Source organism: Streptomyces sp. NPDC001668 (genome assembly GCF_042893155.1).
Lineage (GTDB): Bacteria > Actinomycetota > Actinomycetes > Streptomycetales > Streptomycetaceae > Streptomyces.
Map to the genome: position 1 here is coordinate 275,342 of NZ_JBIAUQ010000009.1, position 19,262 is coordinate 294,603.

The following is a 19,262-nucleotide window of genomic DNA, read 5'->3' on the forward strand; positions in this document are numbered from 1 at the left end:
ACGCCAGGACGATACCGCCGGCCGGTAAGGGACGGTGCCGGTCCTCTTACCTTCCGGCCACCCGCCGCCCCGGTCCCGGAGGACCGGGGCGGCGGGTGGCCGATGTCGCCACGTCAGGGTGTCAGGGCGTCAGCTGCCAGCGGGCGATGTACCCGACGTCGATGGACGCCCGGTCCTGTACGCGCAGCTTCCATGTGCCGTTGAGCGGTTGCCCGGAGGCGTCGACGGTGAAGGTCTGGTCGACGTTGTCGGCGGAGCCCCCGCTGCGGTTGAGCAGGGAGTAGACGGTGCCGTCGGGGCCGACGAGGTCGACGGTCAGGTCGCCTCGGTAGGTGTGGACGATGTTGACGTAGACCTGGGTGGTCGCGGAGGCGTTGCCGTCACGGCCCGTGATGGTCACCGGGGACTCCACGGCGGCCCCGTTGTCGGGGATGTCCACGCGGGAGGCGTTGGCGTAGACGTAGGCGATCTGCCACTTGAAGGCGACCGAGGCGGTCGCTCCCGTGCTGTCGGTCACCTTGATCGTGACATCGCTGCTGCCGAGCGTGCTCGGGGTGCCGCTGATCAGACCGCTCGGGCTGATGGTCAGGCCGTCGGGGAGGCCGGTGGCCTCGTAGGTCAGCGGGGCTCCAGAGTTGGTGGTGTAGGCGTCCAGTTGGAGACTGACGACCTGGTTCACGCCGCTGATCTGGTCCGACACCGGTGCGAGGTTGACGCCGAGGGCGATGCGGTTGCCGACGTTGATCGCGGCCCAGGCGTCGGCGACGGCGAGGTAGGTGGGGCTGTAGGTGCCGAACAGGTCGCCGGCGGCCGCCAGGGTGGCGCTGCGGGCGCCCGCGTAGTTGGTCGTCGAGGTCATGTACGTCGTCAGCGCCCGGTACCAGATCGCTGCCGCGTTCTCGATGCCTATGCCGGTCACGGCGCGACCGTCGTAGGTCGGGCTGTCGTAGGAGACGCCGTTGACGGTCTTGGCGCCGCTGCCCTCGGAGAGCAGGTAGAAGAAGTGGTTCGCCGGCCCGGAGGAGTAATGGACGTCGACGTTTCCGAGGGTGGAGCTCCAACTGTCGCGGGAGGAGCCGTCCTTGGAGGGCTTGTCCATGTAACGCAGCGGGGTGCCGTCGCCGTTGATGTCGATCTTCTCGCCGACGAGGTAGTCACCGGGGTCGGCCGCGAGGTTCTCGTGGAACTCGACGGCCGCCGCGAAGATGTCGGAGGTCGCCTCGTTCAGGCCGCCGGACTCGCCCGAGTAGACCAGGCCCGCGGTGGCGGCGGTGACGCCGTGGCTCATCTCGTGGGCGGCCACGTCGAGCGCCGTCAGGGGGTGGGTGTTGCCCGAGCCGTCGCCGTACGTCATGCAGAAGCAGGAGTCCTGCCAGAAGGCGTTGACGTAGTTGCTGCCGTAGTGAGCACGGCTGTAGGCGGCGACACCGTCGTTGCGGATGCCGTTGCGGCCGTAGGCCTCCTTGTAGAAGTCCCAGGTGGCCGCCGCGCCGAAGGCCACGTCGACACCGGCGGTCTGGCGGTTGGACGGCAGACCGTCGCCCCAGACATCGTTGTCGTCCGTGAACAGGGTGCCGGTGCCCGAGGTGCCCTGGTTGAGGTCGTACGTCCGGTGCCCGGCGCGATCCGGGTCGACGAGCTGATACGTCGATCCGGACGGGGTGGTACCCAGCGGGACCGTGCCCACGTACTGGCCGGTGCCGGAACCGGTGTGCACCTTCTCGGCAGACAGGAGTTCCTTGCCGGTGGCGGCGTCGGTGACGACCTGGAGCTCACTGGGCGTGCCGTCCTTCTGGACGCCTTCGACGACGGTCTCCCAGGCCAGCACGGGTTTGCCGGTTCCGGCCCAGACGACCAGACGGGAGGCGTTCTCCACCTCGGCGCCTCGGACCTTCTCCTGCTTCGAGGCGGCGAGGGCCCTGTCGGCGGCGCCGGCCGCCGTGGTCCGCGGGCTGAGCGAACGCAGCGAGAGGGGTGCCGGGTTGGCCTTGGTGACGCTGGTGCGGCCGCCCTTGTCGTGGACGACCAGATCGCCGCCCAGGACGGGCAATCCGGCGTAGGTGCGCTCGTAACGGGTGTGCGTGGTGCCGTCGGCGTCCGTGATGACGTCCTTGACGACGAGCTTCTCCTTGGCGCCGAGGCCGATGCGCTGCGCGGTACCGGCCGCCGCGGACCGGGCGCTCTTGAGCAGCGCAGCGCGGTGGGCGGGGGTCAGCGAGGTCTGGACGGCGCCGGCCCGAGGCGTGGCGGCGATCTTCGTGGGTGCCGGGTGCGCCGGTGCCGCGGTGGCCGGGCCCGGTGCGGCCAGGGCGAGCAGCGAGCCCACGGCCGACAGTGCGAGGGCGGTGACATGTCTGCGACCCAGAAGGGCGTTCTGTCGCAGGGACAAGGACTTCTCCTTCGGTACGACGGCCGACCCGTGGGGGGGCCGTGGACGAGACGGATCGGCGGGGAACGCCGGTCCGGAGCGCTGCACGGCATGCGGGTGGAAGGAGGTGGGGGGTGATGGACGTGCGGCTGAGCCGCATGGTGGACCTGTCAAGAACCTGTGAACGTCCGGAGAAGAGTCGCACTGCGAGCCCGATTTTGTCATGCAGGCATCAAGTCAACGGCCTGAATTGACCTTGCCGGTGGGGCAAATTGGCACATGCGGCAGCGGTTTTCGGCCTCGCGGGGCGAGCGCCCGACCCGACGCCGGGCAGGTCACGAGACTCGCGCGTGCATACGATGATTCCGCCATGTCTGAGGGAAGGTCACCGTAAGTGCACAGAAGTCGTGTTTACGCCGTCATCATCGACACACCCGAAGCTGAGGCTGCCCAGGCGGCGGACTTCTGGTCAGCGGCTCTCGGCGTCACTGCCGAACCGTTTCCGCCCGCGCCCCAGTTCACCACCCTGCATCAGGCTCTGCCGGGACTGATCACTGCCGTTCAAGCGGTCGACGACGCCCCTCGTATGCACTTGGACATCGAGACCGACGACGTAGAAGCGGAGACCTCGCGCCTTGTCGCCCTGGGAGCGGAGCAGATTTCACGGTGGCAGGAATGCCGGGTGCTACGAGTTCCTGGTGGACAGTTGGTCTGCGTACTGCCCGTGGAAAGCGATCCCGAGGTCTTCCGGGCAGGGGCGACCGTCTGGCCGTAACGGTGTAGCGGGGTGCCGCGATCGGTCCGGCGCGACATCCCGCCAGGGAACTCCCGCAGGGGCACCCTCCACGCGCCCGCTCGCTACTCACCCGCCCGTGCGCGGTCCGACGCCGTCGCGATCTCCTCGTAGCTCCATTCCCTGTACAGGCGCTCCCCGTGGGCGTCGGTGATGTCGACGACCACGCCGGTCCACTCCTCGGCGGGCTGTTCGGGGACGAGTCCCAGTTCGTACGTCGCGTCCTGGAGGATGGTTTCCGTGACGCGTATGCCGGTGAGTCTCTCGGTCAGGGCGAGGACCGCCGCCTTGCGGTCGACGTCCGGGGCGCTCTCGTCGTGCTCTCCCTCGGGGGTCAGGGGGACGCCGACTTCCCGCAGCAGGGGGACCAGTTCATCGGGCGTGCCGCCGTCGCGCGAGGAGGGGTCCTCGAACGTCGTACGAAGCTCACCGTCCTCGAACCAGTGGAAGAAGTGCATGGGCTTGCCGCCGTTGGTCGAGTGCGACACGACCCGGCCGCCCCGCGACAGCCTCTCCATGCACCCGCCCACGATCCCCAGGCCCCCGTCGAAGCCGAGGACGAGGGTCCACTCGCCGTTCTCGCCCGGAGTACTGAAGGCGCCCGCGATGTAGGACTCGTCCCAGCAGTCGTCGCCCACCTCGGCGCGGTGAGCGTCGTCCGCCTCGATCAGCCCGGCCGTCCCCTCCCCGGTGCCGCGCGGTTCCGTCTCCATCGCGCGCAACACCTCGCGCGGGGTCCGCCCCTGTATCAGTGTCAGGGTGTATCCGCTCTCCATCGCATGGCGGAAGAGCGGCGAGGTGCGGATCCAGGCGTAGTCGTGCGCGGTCACCGAGTTCATACGGCGCAGTGTGCCTGACGCCTCTGACAACGGCCGGTCAGTGCTGGCTGATGTAGCAGCGAACAGCTGTTCCTTCAGGGCTGGTGTGGATGCGTACGAGGTCGGCGAGTGAGTGCACGAGCAGCAGGCCGCGGCCGCCGGGCTTGTTCTGGGCCGGTGGGCGCCGGCCGGCGAGTGGATCGTTCAGGTGTCCGTGGTCGCGCACCTCGCACACCACCTGGCCGTCATCGGTCCAGACCCGCAGGATGCCGGAACCCCCGCCATGCACCACGCTGTTGGTGGTCAGCTCGGCCGCGATGAGGGCCACGTCCTCCAGGCGGATGCCGGAAAGACTGAACCGCGCGGCCTGTTCGACCGCGAAGTGCCGGGCGCTCGGCAACTGGTCGGCCTGGAAGACGAGTTCCTCGGCCGCCTCCGGCTGCTCAAGGGGCTGGTTGTAGCGTGCGACGACATGCTCGGGGGCGTAGTCGGTGCTGGGCTGTTCCGTGCCGCCGGAGATGATCAGTGGATGGGTCGCGTACGCGTCGGTGAGCACCTGTTCGTCGAGGCGGTCGGCGTCGTAGGGACACAGAATGGTGACTTCCCGGCCTTCGAATGCCGGGTTGATCAGTGCCTCGTGCTGGACGCATGCCGGGTACTCCAGGGCGCTGCGGCCGGCCCAGATGGGCTCGCCGATGATCCGTACCCGCGTCCCGCGATGGGCGTCCGCGAAGGCGCGCAGCACTCTCGGGATGATCCGGCCGGGGTTGCGTCCCGCCTCGGTCATGTCGTGGAAGGTCACCTGCGCGGCGTCCTCGCCCAGGGCCCCCTTGAGGGCGGCGAGGTTCGGTCCGGGCACGGCCACCGCCACCGGCTCCCCGGCCTTGAGGCCGTCGCGGACGAAAGGCACCGTGCCGTGCAGGTATTCGTCCTCGCCTCGGTAGAACAGGGCGGGATGCACGAAGGGTTCGGTGATCGTTGCCGTCATCGCCCCATCACCTCGACAGCGAGCAGGTCCGGCCAGAACAGATCCAGAACGCGCTGCAGAGTGGCAGGCGGTTCTTCGAGCACGATGCGTCGCCCCTGCGAAAGGCCCTGGGCGGTCATCGCCAGGGCGGAAACGCCGGCGACGTCGACGAAAGTGACCGCGGAAAGTTCCAAGTGGCACGTCTCTTCGTCGCTCAGAGCAAGGTGGTACAGCGTCTTTTCCCAGGCCTGGCGCGTGAGCAGACTGACCTCACCGGCCGCCTGCCAACCTGGCCGGTCCGTCAGCGGGAGGACGCGCAGGGCGCCCGTCGGCGGGGCCGACGATGCCGACGGCACGTCCGCCTCCCTTGAACTGTCCACGCCGTCACCCCTGGTTGCCTGCTGTCTGACGTCCCAGTATCACCTACCCGCGGAGTGCAGGGGCGACCTGGTGGCAGATCGGCCTCCCGCCCCGCCTCTGGACCGCCGGCGCAATCGGACCCGCGTAAGGGGAGCAGAGGTGTCTTCAGTCCTCGGCGACACGAATGACCGTGCGGCCGGGGACGCGCTCTCGGGAGGTGAAGGCGGCGGCTGCTTCGGCGAGCGGCCGCACGGCACCGACGCGCACCCGCAGTCGGCCGTCCCGCAGACGCCGGGCGAGGTCGGCGAGGCGGGTGCGGTCGGGTTCCACCACGAAGAACAGGGCCTGTCCGCCGTCGGGGCGGACGGTGGGCTGATGGGCGACGCTGACGAGGGTGCCGCCTGAGCGCACGAGGGCGGCCGAGCGGTCGAGGATGTCGCCGCCGATCACGTCGAACACGACATCGACCTGACCCGTGTCCTCCCACCGGTCGGCCTCCAGGTCGAGGAACGCGTGCGCACCCAGACCGAGGACGGTGTCCCGGTCGGCGGAGCGCCCCGTGCCGATCACGCGGGCCCCCGCTTCGTGAGCGAGCTGGACGGCGATCGAGCCGACGCCGCCGGCGGCACCGTGGATCAGGACCGTCTGGCCGGTGGTGAGCCGGGCGTGGTCGAACAGGCCCTGCCAGGCGGTCAGTCCGGAGATGGGCAGTGCGGCGGCCACCGTGTGGTCGACGTCGGCGGGGAGCGGGGCGAGGTTGCGGGCTTCCACGGCGACGTACTCGGCGAGCGAGCCGTCGCGGCTCCAGTCGGTCGGTCCGAAGACCCGCTGGCCGACGGTGAGGCCGGTGGTTCCGTAGCCGAGTTCCGTCACCACCCCGGAGACCTCGTGACCGGGCACGCTCGGCGTACGGTCGCGGCCGGCACGGTCGGTCCAGGTCGCGGGCCAGTCCAGCTCGCCTCGGGTGAAGCCGGCGGCGTGCACCCGGACGATGACGTCGTTCTCGGCGGCATGCGGGTGGGGCACGTCCTCCAGGGTCAGCCCCGTGAGTCCGGCCTCACGATCCCGGACAGTGATGGCTCGCATGAGCGGTCCTTTCTTGTGTATGCGGGGGTGAGAAATGCGGGACACGGACACGTCCCGAACGGTGCCCGGTCAGCGCGGCCAGGGAGCGTCGAGGACGCGGTCCACCATGGACGTACGGCGAAAACCCGGAACGAAGTGTTCGAGGATATCCGCGTTGACCGTCCCGTAGGTGGTGTCCGGGCGGTTTTCCAGGCCGTCGACGAATGTCTGGAGGAATTCCTGCTTGAAATCACCGCGCGGATGAACGGCGACGATCTCGTCCATCCGGTCGCCTTCCAGCCCGTCCATCCCCCAGCCGACCGCGTCGGTCAGCACGCCGTAGTGCGTGGCGGCGACCTCGGGCTCCATGCGGCCTGGAACCCCGGGTGTCGTATGCAGGGCGATCGCCCTCCAGGCCACCTCGGCGGCGCTCCCGGAAAACCCATGGTCGAGCAGGAACGTCCGCGCGTGGTCGGCGCCGTCCAGTTCGAAACGCTGCTCCGACTCGGAGAACGGGATCAAAAGGCCCACGTCATGGAACATCGCCGAGATGTGGAGCAACTCGGGATCGGGCCGGAGATCCCTGGCCCGCGCATGCAGGGAACCGAAGAGGAATACCCGCCGGGAGTGGTGGAAGAGCAGGGCATTCGTCCTCTCCCGGAGAAACTCCGTGGCCTCCGCGACAGCAGGGGTATCGGGAATCCCCACCCCTGCGATGATGTCCGTCATGACGTCCCTGCTTTCCGGTGTGATGCGCTACGAGGGGACCGTGTGTCCGATGTCCACGGTGCCCACCGCACCGCCCTCGGCGCCGCCTCGGTCCGGCCATGAACCCCTCGAATCCGGTCATCCCAGGGTGGGCCCGTGACCCCCGCCCCGCACCGGGTGGCGATCCTGGTCTACGACGGCGTCAAGCTGCTGGACGTCGCCGGTCCCGCCGAGGTGTTCGGCGAGGCGAACCTGCTCGGCGCCGACTACCGGATCGCCCTGGTGTCGACGACCGGCACCGAGGTCACGTCCTCGATCGGCATGCGGATCGCCGTGGACGGCAGCACCGCCACGCAGCCGGACCCCGACACGTTCCTGATTCCCGGCGGAGACGTGTATCCCAGGACCCCCGTCACGCGCGACCTCGCCGAAGCCGCCAGGGGTCTGGCGGACCGTGCCGGCCGTGTCGCCTCCGTGTGCTCCGGTGCCTTCGTCCTCGGCGCGACGGGCCTTCTGGACGGCCGACGGGCGACCACCCACTGGAAGATCACCGGCGAACTCGCCGCCCGGCATCCGAAGGCGCACGTCGAGCCCGACGCCATCTATGTACGCGACGGCACTGTGTACACGTCCGCGGGCGTCACCGCGGGCATCGACCTCGCCCTCGCTCTGGTCGAGGAGGACCACGGCCCCGACATCAGCCGGCAGGTGGCCCGCTCGCTGGTGGTCTATCTGCACAGGGCGGGCGGGCAGTCGCAGTTCTCCGCGCCCCTGCAAGGTCCACCGCCTCGGTCGCCCGCGCTGCGCAGGATCGTCGACCTGGTCACGGCGGACCCGTCCGGCCCCTACTCCCTGGCCGAACTGGCGGGCCGGCTCAACGTCAGTACGCGTCACCTCACCAGACTGTTCCGCGAGGAGCTGGGCACCACACCGGCCCGGTACGTCGAGTCGATCCGCTTCGACATCGCGAAGTCACTGCTGGACCAGGGGTACACCGCCACGCAGACGGCGTCCATGGCGGGCTTCCCGAGTTACGAGAGCCTGCGCCGCGTCTTCGTACGGGAGTTGTCCATCAGCCCCGCGGCCTACCAGCGCCGGTTCGCCACCGCCCGGCGCGAACAGGCGGGGTAGTGGACTCACCCGAGCGGTGGCCGCCGCATGCCGTTGTCCCGGGACGTCGGCGGCACCCCGTCTCACAGGTCTTTGCGGAAGACCGTGGAGCTGTGCCGGACCGTCATCCCGGCCCGCAGATACAGGTTCAACGCGCCGGTGTCGGAGTGGGTCCCCAGGGTGCAGGTCCGCCGCCCGTGCTGATGGTGGGCGCGGAACGCGTGGAGGAGCAGGAGTCGGGCGATGCCCCGGTTGCGGTGGTCGCGGCGCACGGCGACCTGCTCGATCCAGCCGTCGTCGGTGTCCGGGAGGTTCAACGAGAGCACTGCGCCCACCAGTTGCCCGTCGGCGAAGGCCAGCGCCGACATCACGGGTGCGAAGGCGGGGCGTTCGACGGTGTGCCGGGCCCATTCCTGGTAGCTCTTGCGCCGCTGCTGCCATTCGTCGAAGGCGTCCTCGACGAGCTGGTGTGCGTCGTGCTCGTCTCCGGCCCGGAACGATCGAACCGTGATGCCCGCGGGTGGCTCCGGAACGACCGGCTCGCCCGGCATGGGGAACTCCAGCAGCCACTCGGTCGCCGTCGGCTCGTACGCGCGCGACCGCAGCAGCGCGACAGCGTCCGTGTCGGCGTCCGGGACGGTCTGGACGATGCGCGGACCACCCGCCTGCCTGGCCCGGGCTTCGGCCCAGGCCAGGAGTGCGCCGCCCAGACCTCGGCCCCGCTGCTCGGGGTGGACGTCCACCTCACAGCGGCGATTCACCCAGGCCCGGGCCACCAGCTGCCCTCGCCGGTCATGGATCAGTTTGGTGTCCGACTCCGGGATCAGGCCAGGTCGTGCGAGGTCCGCGGCGATGCGGCCGAGATCCGTCCGGGCCCGTCCGAACAGCTCACGCTCGCAGGCCGCGACCAAGCGATGTATGTCACCGGTGTCGTCAGCGGTGACCGGCCGCGCCCGGTATCCCGGCGGCAGCAGTGGCATGAGCTCTGGCAAGCCCGCCTGGTCCTGGAACGTCACGGGGCGCTCCCCGGACGAACGTCCTGGCGGCGGTAGAGGTCGCGCAGCAGGGAGATCTCGGCGCCGTGGTGGATCAGCTCCCTGTTCACGTGCAGGACCCTGTTCTCCATGGGATACCGCTCGGGTCCCACCCGGGGAGGATTCTCCAGCTCGGCGTCCGAGAGCGCGCGGACCCCCTCGTTCCATCGCCCGTACATCTCATCGAGCTGCTTCAGCGCCTCGTCAGCGGTCCCCGCGTAGGCGAAGGTCCGGGAGTCGACGTCCGGGCCGCCGAAGTACCACCCGACCCGGTAGCCCAGGCACGAGACGATGATGTGCGCCAGCCGCCAGGCAATCGTGGTCACCGGCGCCGGCACCGGCACCGCGTCCGGGGACGCGGAGTCCATCGTCCATCCCTCCGAGCCCTCCGGCATCGGTGCGGCCGACGTGGCACGCGGGCGGAGACTCCAGCAACCGCGCACCGGCTCCCAGAAGTACTCCTCATCGGTGAGACCCTCCAGCCGCGGCCGCAGGTTCGTGCGCCAGTGCCAGTCCAACTGCTCCGCCAGCCGCTCACTTCTTGTCATTTCGGCACCCTACCGATCACGCCTCATGCCTCATGCCTCATGCCTCATGCCTCATGCCTCATGCCTCATGCCTCCGAAGCATGGGAATCGGACAGGCTGTCGGTCACAGTGGACGTACTCGGTCGAGGGGGGAAGCCGTGGTGGGGGAAGGAAGACCGGTGGCGGACGCGGGTCTGTTCGGGTTGGAAGCCGTCGTCGTGGGGCAGCCGAAGCGTTCTCACTGGCGCAGATACGTGGGTCCCGTGCTGGCCGTGTCGACCGTGGACGGGGCCCTGCTCGCCCAGGTCACCCAGGTCACCCAGGGCGACGACACGCACTTTCTCCTCACGGCGGAGTCCGGCGAGTGCCTCGTCCGTATCGAGCAGTTCGGGCGGGCGGAGTTCCGCTTCACCGACGCCGCGGGCCGGGAGATCGGAAGCGCCGCCGCCCGGGGGTTCATCAAGACCTGGCAGTTGACCCTCGACACGGAGCGGGGTCGACGGCTCCTCCTCACGCGGCGGGGCCATCTGTCCATCGAGTGGCAGCTCACGGAGACCGATCCGCATCGGAATCCGGCGTCGGAGGTTCTCGGCCGGGTCACGGTGAGCACCGTCGACATGTGGATCGGGCTGGAGCAGTACCTCGTCGAGACCGCCCCTGGCCTCGATGTGCCGGAGCGGCGGACCGCCATCGCCTCGGTCGTCTGTCTGCACCGGCTCCGTCGGCCTCCGGGCGGCAGCAGCGCACCCGTATGAGCCGTAGGCACCACACGGCCACCGGACCTCCTGGCACCGCCGCCTTCCCCGCAGGGGGACGGCCCCGCAAGAGGCGTCCGTCACAGCGATGATGTGTCCGTCGCCTCGGCGGGAAAGCGGAAACGTGACCCAGGGAGGATGACGTGGCGAGCGATCGGATCGGACTGGCTGAGGTGCTGGCGGCGGCTGAGGATGCCGCGCCGCTGAGCTCCCTCGATGTCGTGGCGCGCAATCTGCGCGACCGGTTCGGTGCCCGGCACGTGTCCCTCCTGTTCATCGACATCGTGGGGCAGCGCCTGCTGCGGGTCAGCGAGGCGGCGACCGCGCCGCAGGAACGCCAGGACGAGCAGATCCCTCTCACCGGCGACAGCCCGTACAGCGAGGTCCTGCGCACCCAGAACGTGGTGCAGACCTCGAAGGGCGAGCAGGGCCAGTGCGTGCTCGCGCCGGTCACGAACCGGGGTGACACCATCGGCGTCCTGGAGCTGTTCCTTGCCCGGGCCGCCGACAAGGACGTACTGGAGCAGGTGGAGGAGGCGGCGCACGCGCTGGCGTACATCGTCGTCACCGACCGCCGGTTCACCGACCTCTACCACTGGGGCAACCGCACCACCTCGGTCAGCCTCGCCGCGGAGATCCAGCGCCAGCTCCTGCCCTCGGCCCCGTCCTTCGAGGCCCGCGAGTTCACCTTGGCGGGCGCGCTCGTGCCGGCCGCCGACATCGCCGGCGACACCTACGACTACTCGCTGGACCAGCACACCCTGCATCTGTCGGTCACCGACGCCATGGGCCATGACGTCGACGCGGCTCTCATGGCCACTCTCCTGGTCAACGCCTCCCGCGGTGCCCGGCGTGCCGGGGTCGACCTCGCCGAACAGGCCCGCCGGACCCACCATGCCCTTCTCGACCACGGCCGGCGGACCTTCGCCACCGGTCAGCTGCTGCGTGTCTCCCTGGACGGCACCGGTGCGCAGCTCGTCAACGCCGGTCACCCGTGGCCCCTTCGGATGCGCGAGGGCACGGTCGCCGAGTTGCCGCTGGCCGTGAACCTGCCCTTCGGTGTCGTCGGCCAGGGCGCGTACCGGGTGCAGGACATCGATCTGGACCCCGGGGACCGGCTCGTGCTGTACACCGACGGCATGCAGGAACGTCAGGCCGAGAAGGTGGACCTTCCCGGGCTCCTGCGCGATACCGCTGCCCACCATCCGCGCGAGGTCGTGCGCACCCTGGTCGAGGCGGTCTCCGATGCCTGCAACGGTCGGGTGCTCGACGACGCCACCGTCCTGTGCCTGGACTGGCACGGCCCTCGGACCGGCGGCCCGGCACGTGCCGGGGGCGGCGTCTGACCGAGATCGGCGTCTGACCGAGGTCGGCGAGAGGGGGCGCGGCCGAGGGGTCGCGCCGAGGGGTGGCGAGGGGATCCGATGGCCCGGTCTGCCATCATGGACGAAGCGGAACCTCGTTCCACGGACAGGACGGAACGCGGCCCCGCTTCGTACGGTGACGAGAGGAGCCTCGCGGTGAGCGACAGCCGCCAGGGCACGGAGAAGCCCGCCGCGCCCCAGCGCAAGGACGTGCGGCGCAACAAGCAGATCCTGCTGGACGCGGCCGCCGCCGTCTTCGTCACCGCGGGCGTCGACGCACCGGTACGCGACATCGCCGCCAGGGCGGGTGTCGGGATCGGCACGATCTACCGGCACTTCCCCACCCGGGCGGAGCTGATCGTCGCGGTCTTCCGCCACCAGGTCGAGAGCTGCGTCGAGGCGGGGCCCGCGCTGCTGGCGAGCTGCCCCACCGCGTACGAGGCGCTGGAGCAGTGGATCGACCTCTTCGTCGACTTCCTGGTGACCAAACACGGGCTCGCCGCCGCCCTTCAGCACGACAACGCCGGTTTCGAGACCCTGCACGCCTACTTCATCGACCACCTCGTACCGGTGTGCACACAGCTCCTCGACGCCGCCACGGCCGCCGGCGAGATCCACTCCGACATCGGTGGCCTGGAACTGATGCGCGGGGTGGGCAATCTGTGCGCCGGTGCCGAGAACGACCCCAGCTATGACCCGCGCACCCTGGTCGCACTCCTCGTCGCGGGATTGCGTCAGCCGCACCGGGCCGGTCCAAGTGAGCGGTGACCGTCGTCAGTTTTCGGCGGCGACCGCCCGCGGTTGCCGATAGGGCCGTACCGCGCGCCGCGCAATCGCGAACCGGTGGGTCTCCGAGGGGCCGTCGTAGATCCGGAACGGCCGCACCTCCCTGAACAGACGGGCCAGTGGCGCGTCGGCGGCCGAGATGCCGAGGGCTCCGCAGATCTGGACCGCCCGGTCGACCACCCGGTTCACCGCCTCCGCCACGAACGTCTTGGAGACCGAGGTCAGTTGGGAGGCGGCCGGGGAGGCGGTGTCCAGCTCCCAGGCCGTACGCAGGATCAGGGCGCGGCTCGCCTCGATGTCGATCTCCGAGTCGGCCAGCATCTGCTGGACCATGCCGAGGTCTCCGAGCGCCGAGCCGAAGGCCATGCGGCTCCCCGCACGTTCGAGGGCGACGTCCTGGGCGCGGCGAGCCGCTCCCAGCCAGCGCATGCAGTGGGTCAGCCGGGCGGGACCGAGCCGGACCTGGGCGCCCTCGAAGCCGCGGTCCACCGCGCCGAGCACCTGCCCCTCCCCCACGACGCACTCCTCGAAGACGATCTCGGCGTGTCCGGCGAAGAGGGACTCGTCGAGGGTCTCGATGCTGCGGACCAGGCGCATGCCGGGGGTGTCGGCGTCGACCAGGAACATGGTGGCGCCGCCCGGGTCGCCGGGGCTGCCCGAGGTGCGGGCCATGACGATGGCGAAGCCGGCTCCGTGGGCACCGGTGATGAACCACTTGTGCCCGTCGAGGCGCCAGCCGCCGGGAACCCGGGTGGCGGTGGTGCGCAGGGAGCGGGGGTCGGCGCCGGCTCCCGGGGCCGGTTCGGTCATGGCGAAGCAGGACCGGGTCTCGCCCGCGGCGAGCGGGCGCAGATACCTCTGCTTCTGTTCTTCGGTGGCCACCTTCTCCAGAAGGTGCATGTTGCCCTCGTCGGGGGCCGCGCAGTTCAGCGCCAGGGGCCCGAGCAGCGAGTAGCCCGCGGCTTCGAACACCGCCGCCTGGCCGCGCAGGTCGAGGCCGTGCCCGCCCCAGCGCCGGGGCACGTGGGGAGCGAAGACGCCCGCCTCACGGGCCGCCTTCTGCAGGGTCTCGCGCAGGGCCTCGGGGGCGTCGTGCACGGACCCGCCGCACTCGCGCTCCGCCGGTACGACCACCTCGCGCACGAACTCCGTGGTGGTGGCGACGAGTTGAGCGACTGCCGGATCGACATCGAACTGGATGGGCACGGGACCTCCCGCCGACGGGCGTACGGGCATCCGACCCGTCGCATCCTAGAAACTGTATAGCGTCTTCAGTATCTTGCCGGGAAGCAGCCGCCGACGGGAAGCACCTGACGACGGGAAGACGCGAGGAGCACCGCCCATGAGCCTGTCCGTGAGTACCGAGCCGGTCCGGATCGTCCGCCACCCCGACCGGGTCGTCGAGCTGAGACTGGACGATCCCGCCCGCGGCAACGCCCTGGACCTGGGAACGGCCGAGGCGCTGCGGGACGCGGCCCGCGAAGTGGCCGCGGACCCGGCCGGCGCGGTGCTGCTGCGGGCGGCAGGCGGCAGCTTCTGCGTCGGCGGTGACCTGCGCGCGTTCGCCGGCCGGGGCGCCGGGACCGGCGCTTACGTGCGCGCCGTGGCGGGCGCCGCGCATGCCGCGATACAGACCCTGTACGACCTGCCGGTGCCCTTGGTGACCGCGGTGCGCGGCGCGGCCGCGGGCGGCGGGGTGGGCCTCGCCCTGGTGGGGGACGTCGTCCTGGCGGCCCGGTCCGCGCGGTTCCGGCTGGCCTACACGGCGATCGGGCTCACGCCGGACTGCGGGGCGTCCTGGTTCCTGCCGCGCCTGGCGGGACCCCGCAGGGCGGCGGACCTGATCCTGACCGACCGGGTCCTGACCGGCGACGACGCCGAACGGTGGGGGCTGGTCTCCCGGTCCGTGGACGACGAGCGGCTGGACGACGCGGCGCACGCGACGGCTGCCGCACTGGCCGCAGGCGCGGGTGACGCGCTGCGAGCCGCGAAGGCCCTGTTGCGCGCGGGTGACGGGGACGGACTGCGCCATCACCTCGCCGAGGAAGCACGGTCGATCGCCGCCCTGGCGGACGGCCCGCGGGCACAGCAGCTCATGGCGGCGTTCCTCGCCGCGCGGGGCCGCCCGAAGGCGGACGGCGGCCGGGCCGCAGCTCGCCCATCGGAAAGTGTTTCTTGAGTCACTCTTCACTAACCCGCCCGACAAGGCGTAACCTCCGGGCAACACAGAACCGAGGAACCGGTCACCACAGAACCGGGGAAATGGTGTGGCGATGCAATCTGCTGCCGTGGACCTTCCGGACGCCTCCGACGAGCCCCTCACCGAGACTGTCGTCGATCTCGTCCTGCGCGGTATGTGGCGCGGCCGGCCGGAGTCCGAGCACCGTCCGCTGGTCGACGCCGGTCTTGCGATGGTCAAGGGGCCGGTGGTGCTGCCGACCGAACAGGCCAAGGCCACCGCCGCGCGCGTGCTGCGGGTTGCCGCCGGTTCCGAGCAGGAACGGCGCATCACCGCGGCGTACGAGGCGTTCCTGCCGGTCAACCGGAAGATCCGCGACGTGTGCACGGCATGGCAGTGCCGCCCCGACGGCACCGTCAACGATCACTCGGACGACGTCTACGACGCCGGGGTGCGCGAGTCGCTGGAGGATGTGCACGAGGCCATCCAGCCCGTGCTGCGCAGGCTGGAGCAGTCGCTCGCGGGCAGCGGTCGGTATCTGCCGGCCCTGGAGGACGCCCTCGACCGCTTCGACGACGGCGAGCCGCAGTGGCTGGCCTCACCGCTGTGCGACTCGTACCACACGGTGTGGATGCGGCTGCACCAGGAGCTGCTGCTCGTCCTGGGCATCAGCCGGGCCGAGGACGAGGCCCGTGAAGAGGAACTGGTCACCAGGAGCCGTGGGTGAGCGTCACCGACCGCGAGGCGGGCCCGCTCACACCGCCCGAGGCGGCCCCCGGCAGCACCGGCCGGCTCCTGGTGCCGTACGGCCAGGGACGGATCCGGGGTCTCGACGCCGACCGACTGGGCGCGCACGGCGCGGCGATGGACCGGCTGCTGGCCCTCGGCCTGCCGGTCGTACCCGGCCTCACCGTGCCCGCGGACGCCGCCGCGTCGCTGTGCGAGACCGGCACCGCCGAAGCCGCCGTGGAACTGGTCGAACAGCTCTCGGGGCGGCGCATCGGCGACCCGGCCCGGCCGCTGCTGCTGCGCCTGTCGGCGAGCGCGCCGACCGAGGTCGCCGGGCTGCCCCCCGACCTGGCCTGTATCGGCGTCTCCCCCGCCGGTGCCGACGCCCTGTGTGCCGTCATCGGAAGCGCGGAGGCGCTGTACGAGGTGTGGGCCGGCACCGTGCGCATGATCGCCGAGCACGCCCTCGACGTGCCCGCGGCGGTACTCGACGACGCCCTGCTGGACACGTCCGGGGCGCGGGCGAGGGTGGAGGTCCTGCTCTCCTTGTCGGCGGAGCACGGTTCCCGTCCCTTCCCCGACGACCCGGCACAGCAGCTCGCGCTGGCCGCCCGCGCTCTCCTCGGCCGGTGGGACTCGCCCCGGGCGAGAAGGTCCCGCCGTGCCCAGAAACTCCCCGCCGACCTGGCCCTCGCCCTGCATGTGCAGGCTCTGCGCATCGGCCCGGCGGACCACTCGGGCTACGGCACCGCCGTCAGCCGCGATCCCGGCACCGGGCGCTTCTCCCCCCAGGGCTCCTTCTTCCGCGGGGTGCGACGCAACGCCCCGCCGCCGCATGCCGGTGAACCGCTCCACCGGCTCGCGGGCGGCACCGCGCTGCTCGAACACTCTTTGCTCACCCTGGAACGCCATCTGCGCACGCCGGTGTCGGTCGACTTCGAGGTGCGCGACGACGAGATCTCCCTGCTCGCCGCCGCACCACAACCGCGCCCGCCGCTGCGGGCCTCCGTCTGCCTGGCCGCCGACCTGGCCCGCGAGGGGGCGCTCGGCCGCGAGGACGCCGTACGACGGATCAGTCCCGCGCAGGTGCAGGAACTGCTGCACCCCCAGCTCCGGCTGACCGGAGGCGAAGAGCTGCTGGTGAAGGGGCTGCCCGCCTCCCCGGGGGCCGCCACCGGCGCGGTCGTGCTGTCCAGCGAACGCGCCCTCGAACTGGCCGCGGACGGCACCCGGGTGGTGCTCGTCGCCGCCGAGACCAACCCCGCGGACGTCCCCGGGATGCTGGCCTCCGCCGCTGTGCTGACCGGCAGTGGAGGCATCGCCTCGCACGCCGCCGTGGTGGCGCGGGGCGCCGGCAAGCCCGCGGTGTGCGGCGCGGAGGGGCTGCGCGTCGACCGGGCCGCCGGGACGGTGAGTTTCGGTGAGCGCGTGCTGCGCGAGGGCGACCCGGTCTCGCTGGACGGCCGTACCGGCGCCGTCTACGCGGGGACGCTGAGCGTCAGCGTCGCCGGGCCGCCGCCCGAACTGTCCACCCTGCTGGAATGGGCGGACGAGGAGCGCCGGCTGGGGGTACGGGTCAACGCCGACACCGCCGCCGAGGTGGAGACCGCCCTCGCCCTGGGCGCGGAGGGGGTCGGGCTGTGCCGTACGGAGCACCAGTTCCTCGGCGAGCGGCTGCCGCTGATCCGCCGGGTGCTCCTGGCCGCCGATCCGGCCGCCCGCGACGCGGCGCTGGTGGCGCTGGAGCACGCCCAGCACGAGGACTTCCGCGCGCTGCTGGCCGCCGTGGGAGACCGTCCGGTGACCGTACGGCTGCTGGACGCCCCGCTGCACGAGTTCCTGCCCGCCGCCGGACAGGCCCTGGACGCGGCCGAGGAGCAGCGGGCCGCCGCACTGCGGGAGGCGAACCCGATGCTCGGGCTGCGCGGAGTACGGCTGGCGCTGCTGCACGAGCGGCTCTACCCGGCACAGGCCGAGGCTCTTTTCACGGCCTGGGCCGATGTCGCCGCCACCGGAGTCCGGCCGCGGCTGGAAGTGATGATCCCGCTCGTCAGCCTGCCCGAGGAACTGGCCGCCGCGGCCGCGTACGTACGGGGTGCCGCCGACGCGGTCGCCGCCCGCACCGGGGTGGAGGTCCCGTACCGGCTCGGCACGATGATCGAGACCCCGCGGGCAGCGCTGCTGGCCGGCGAACTCGCCGAGCACGCCGACTTCTTCTCCTTCGGCACCAACGACCTCACCCAGCTCACCTACGGGTTCTCCCGGGACGACGTCGAACGCCAGGTGCTCGCCTCCTACCAGGAGCGCGGGTTCCTGACCGCCAGCCCGTTCGCCCGGCTCGACCCGCACGGGGTGGGTGCCCTGATCCGCCTCGCGGCCGAACGGGCCCGGCAGGTACGGCCCGGCATCAAGCTCGGCGTGTGCGGTGAGCACGGCGGCGACCCCGAGTCGATCGCGTTCTGCGACGGCCTCGGTCTCGACTACGTCTCCTGTTCCGCGCACCGCGTCCCGGTGGCCAGGATGGCCGCCGCGCACAGTGCCCTGCGGGAACCGGGCGAACAGAGCAGGAGCGCACGATGACGACCACCGTGACCGACGGCACGGCCCTGTCGGACACCGAGCTGGAGGACCTGCGCGAGACCGTGCGGTCGGTGTGCGCGGACGCCGGCGGCACCTTCGCGGTACGCCGGCTGTCCGAGGAGGCCCCCGGCATCGACGCCGGGTTGTGGGACGTCCTCGGCCGGCAGGTCGGCCTCGCGGCCCTCGGTCTGCCCGAGTCGGTGGGAGGCGTCGGCGGCCTCGCCGGCATCGTCGCCGTCTGCGAGGAACTGGGCCGGACCCTCGCGCCGGTACCCCTGCTGTCCTCCACCGTGCTGGCCGGACAGGTGCTGGCCGGCTGCGGTACGGCCGACAAGGCTCTGGCGGAGCTGGCCGAGGGTGCCGTACACGCGCTGGCGGTGGCCGCCCCCGACGGGGCCTGGCGGGCGGACGCCGTGCCGGTGGCCGTCTCCTGGCAGGGCAGCGTCCCGCTGCTGGACGGCACCGCCCCGTTCGTCCTGGACGGAGCCGACGCCCGGGCGCTGGTGGTGGCCGCGGCCGGCGCCGACGGCGTGGACGTCTTCCTGGTCGACCCGGGTGAGCCGGGGGTCACGGTGCGCCGGGTGCCCACCCTGGACCTCAGCCGGAGTCAGGCCGTCGTCACCTTCTCCGGTTGCCGGGCCCGGGCCCTGACCGCCGGCGGCGAGGGCGCGGACGTCGTCTCCCGGGCCCTGGACGTGGCCCTGGTGGCGCTGGCCGCCGAGCAACTCGGCGGAGCGCAGGCCGCGTTGGACATGACGGTGGCCCATGTGCGCGACCGTACCCAGTTCGGGCGCGCGATCGGCGGCTTCCAGGCGGTCAAGCACGCCTGCGCCGACATGCTGCTCCAGGTCGAGGCCGCCCGGTCGGCGGTGGTGCGTGCCGTTCTGTCGGACGGCTCACCCGAGGCGCTGGCCGAGGCGGCTGCGGTGGCCCAGGCCTGGTGCGGCGAGGCGTTCGTCGCGGTCGCCGCCCAGTGCGTGCAGCTGCACGGCGGGATGGGCTTCACCTGGGAGCACGACGCACACCTGTACTTCCGGCGCGCCCAGTCCGACGCGGTCCTGCTGGGCGGCGCCGCACACCATCGGGAACGGCTGGCCGGTCTGCTGGGCTGGTGACGTG

General features: G+C 71.4%; 18 protein-coding genes. 9 read left to right on the forward strand and 9 right to left on the reverse strand.

The window, feature by feature from the left end:
- Positions 1–121: 121 nt before the first annotated feature.
- A complete protein-coding gene (locus ACFYZ8_RS27350; protein WP_388533590.1) occupies positions 122–2,389 on the reverse strand; it encodes a M4 family metallopeptidase in 2,268 nt (755 codons plus the stop codon).
- Between the two features lie 373 nt (positions 2,390–2,762).
- Here ACFYZ8_RS27350 and ACFYZ8_RS27355 point away from each other — a divergent pair, with 373 nt between their 5' ends.
- The gene (locus ACFYZ8_RS27355) at positions 2,763–3,143 is read left to right on the forward strand and encodes a VOC family protein (protein ID WP_359036247.1); all 381 of its coding nucleotides are present in this window, start codon (positions 2,763–2,765) and stop codon (positions 3,141–3,143) included.
- Positions 3,144–3,226: 83 nt separating this feature from the next.
- Here ACFYZ8_RS27355 and ACFYZ8_RS27360 read toward each other — a convergent pair whose 3' ends face one another.
- The 5 genes from ACFYZ8_RS27360 to ACFYZ8_RS27380 all read right to left on the reverse strand — a co-directional run bounded on the left by ACFYZ8_RS27360 (position 3,227) and on the right by ACFYZ8_RS27380 (position 7,100).
- Positions 3,227–4,000 carry a DUF6461 domain-containing protein gene (locus ACFYZ8_RS27360; protein ID WP_388533587.1) on the reverse strand — a complete coding sequence of 258 codons (774 nt, stop codon included), beginning with the start codon at positions 3,998–4,000 and terminating at the stop codon, positions 3,227–3,229.
- 37 nt (positions 4,001–4,037) lie between these two features.
- The gene (locus ACFYZ8_RS27365; RefSeq protein ID WP_388533584.1) at positions 4,038–4,967 is read right to left on the reverse strand and encodes an anti-sigma factor RsbA family regulatory protein; all 930 of its coding nucleotides are present in this window, start codon (positions 4,965–4,967) and stop codon (positions 4,038–4,040) included.
- On the reverse strand, positions 4,964–5,302 hold the full coding sequence (locus ACFYZ8_RS27370; RefSeq protein WP_359036253.1) for an STAS domain-containing protein: 339 nt from the start codon (positions 5,300–5,302) through the stop codon (positions 4,964–4,966). Before ACFYZ8_RS27370 ends, ACFYZ8_RS27365 begins: the two co-directional genes overlap by 4 nt.
- 169 nt (positions 5,303–5,471) lie before the next feature.
- The gene (locus ACFYZ8_RS27375) at positions 5,472–6,392 is read right to left on the reverse strand and encodes an NADP-dependent oxidoreductase (RefSeq protein WP_388533581.1); all 921 of its coding nucleotides are present in this window, start codon (positions 6,390–6,392) and stop codon (positions 5,472–5,474) included.
- 69 nt (positions 6,393–6,461) lie between these two features.
- Positions 6,462–7,100 (reverse strand): HD domain-containing protein, encoded by a 639-nt coding sequence (locus ACFYZ8_RS27380; RefSeq protein WP_388533579.1) that lies wholly within the window; start codon positions 7,098–7,100, stop codon positions 6,462–6,464.
- A gap of 135 nt (positions 7,101–7,235) precedes the next feature.
- Here ACFYZ8_RS27380 and ACFYZ8_RS27385 point away from each other — a divergent pair, with 135 nt between their 5' ends.
- The gene (locus tag ACFYZ8_RS27385) at positions 7,236–8,210 is read left to right on the forward strand and encodes a GlxA family transcriptional regulator (protein WP_388533576.1); all 975 of its coding nucleotides are present in this window, start codon (positions 7,236–7,238) and stop codon (positions 8,208–8,210) included.
- A 62-nt stretch (positions 8,211–8,272) separates the two neighbouring features.
- Here ACFYZ8_RS27385 and ACFYZ8_RS27390 read toward each other — a convergent pair whose 3' ends face one another.
- Positions 8,273–9,205, reverse strand: a complete 933-nt coding sequence (locus ACFYZ8_RS27390; RefSeq protein ID WP_388533573.1) for a GNAT family N-acetyltransferase — start codon at positions 9,203–9,205, stop codon at positions 8,273–8,275.
- Entirely contained in the window at positions 9,202–9,771 is a 570-nt protein-coding gene (locus ACFYZ8_RS27395) for a DinB family protein (RefSeq protein ID WP_388533570.1), read from the reverse strand. The genes ACFYZ8_RS27390 and ACFYZ8_RS27395 overlap by 4 nt, the downstream gene beginning before the upstream one ends.
- 158 nt (positions 9,772–9,929) lie before the next feature.
- Here ACFYZ8_RS27395 and ACFYZ8_RS27400 point away from each other — a divergent pair, with 158 nt between their 5' ends.
- The 3 genes from ACFYZ8_RS27400 to ACFYZ8_RS27410 all read left to right on the forward strand — a co-directional run bounded on the left by ACFYZ8_RS27400 (position 9,930) and on the right by ACFYZ8_RS27410 (position 12,637).
- Positions 9,930–10,505 (forward strand): hypothetical protein, encoded by a 576-nt coding sequence (locus tag ACFYZ8_RS27400; protein ID WP_388533567.1) that lies wholly within the window; start codon positions 9,930–9,932, stop codon positions 10,503–10,505.
- Positions 10,506–10,648: 143 nt separating this feature from the next.
- Positions 10,649–11,851: a PP2C family protein-serine/threonine phosphatase gene (locus ACFYZ8_RS27405; protein WP_388533564.1), complete on the forward strand. Its 1,203-nt coding sequence runs from the start codon at positions 10,649–10,651 to the stop codon at positions 11,849–11,851.
- Between the two features lie 174 nt (positions 11,852–12,025).
- Positions 12,026–12,637 (forward strand): TetR/AcrR family transcriptional regulator, encoded by a 612-nt coding sequence (locus ACFYZ8_RS27410; protein WP_388533561.1) that lies wholly within the window; start codon positions 12,026–12,028, stop codon positions 12,635–12,637.
- A gap of 6 nt (positions 12,638–12,643) precedes the next feature.
- Here ACFYZ8_RS27410 and ACFYZ8_RS27415 read toward each other — a convergent pair whose 3' ends face one another.
- Positions 12,644–13,861, reverse strand: a complete 1,218-nt coding sequence (locus ACFYZ8_RS27415; protein ID WP_359036270.1) for an acyl-CoA dehydrogenase family protein — start codon at positions 13,859–13,861, stop codon at positions 12,644–12,646.
- Between the two features lie 136 nt (positions 13,862–13,997).
- Between ACFYZ8_RS27415 and ACFYZ8_RS27420 the strand changes: the two genes are divergently transcribed.
- The 4 genes from ACFYZ8_RS27420 (at position 13,998) to ACFYZ8_RS27435 (ending at position 19,258) form a co-directional block, all read left to right on the forward strand.
- Positions 13,998–14,834 (forward strand): enoyl-CoA hydratase/isomerase family protein, encoded by an 837-nt coding sequence (locus tag ACFYZ8_RS27420; protein ID WP_388533559.1) that lies wholly within the window; start codon positions 13,998–14,000, stop codon positions 14,832–14,834.
- Between the two features lie 94 nt (positions 14,835–14,928).
- Complete coding sequence (locus tag ACFYZ8_RS27425; RefSeq protein ID WP_388533557.1) at positions 14,929–15,561, forward strand: hypothetical protein; 633 nt, start codon at positions 14,929–14,931, stop codon at positions 15,559–15,561.
- Positions 15,558–18,143, forward strand: coding sequence for a putative PEP-binding protein (locus ACFYZ8_RS27430; RefSeq protein WP_388533555.1), 2,586 nt, complete (start codon positions 15,558–15,560; stop codon positions 18,141–18,143). Before ACFYZ8_RS27425 ends, ACFYZ8_RS27430 begins: the two co-directional genes overlap by 4 nt.
- Positions 18,140–19,258, forward strand: a complete 1,119-nt coding sequence (locus ACFYZ8_RS27435) for an acyl-CoA dehydrogenase family protein (RefSeq protein ID WP_388533553.1) — start codon at positions 18,140–18,142, stop codon at positions 19,256–19,258. Before ACFYZ8_RS27430 ends, ACFYZ8_RS27435 begins: the two co-directional genes overlap by 4 nt.
- Positions 19,259–19,262: the final 4 nt, after the last annotated feature.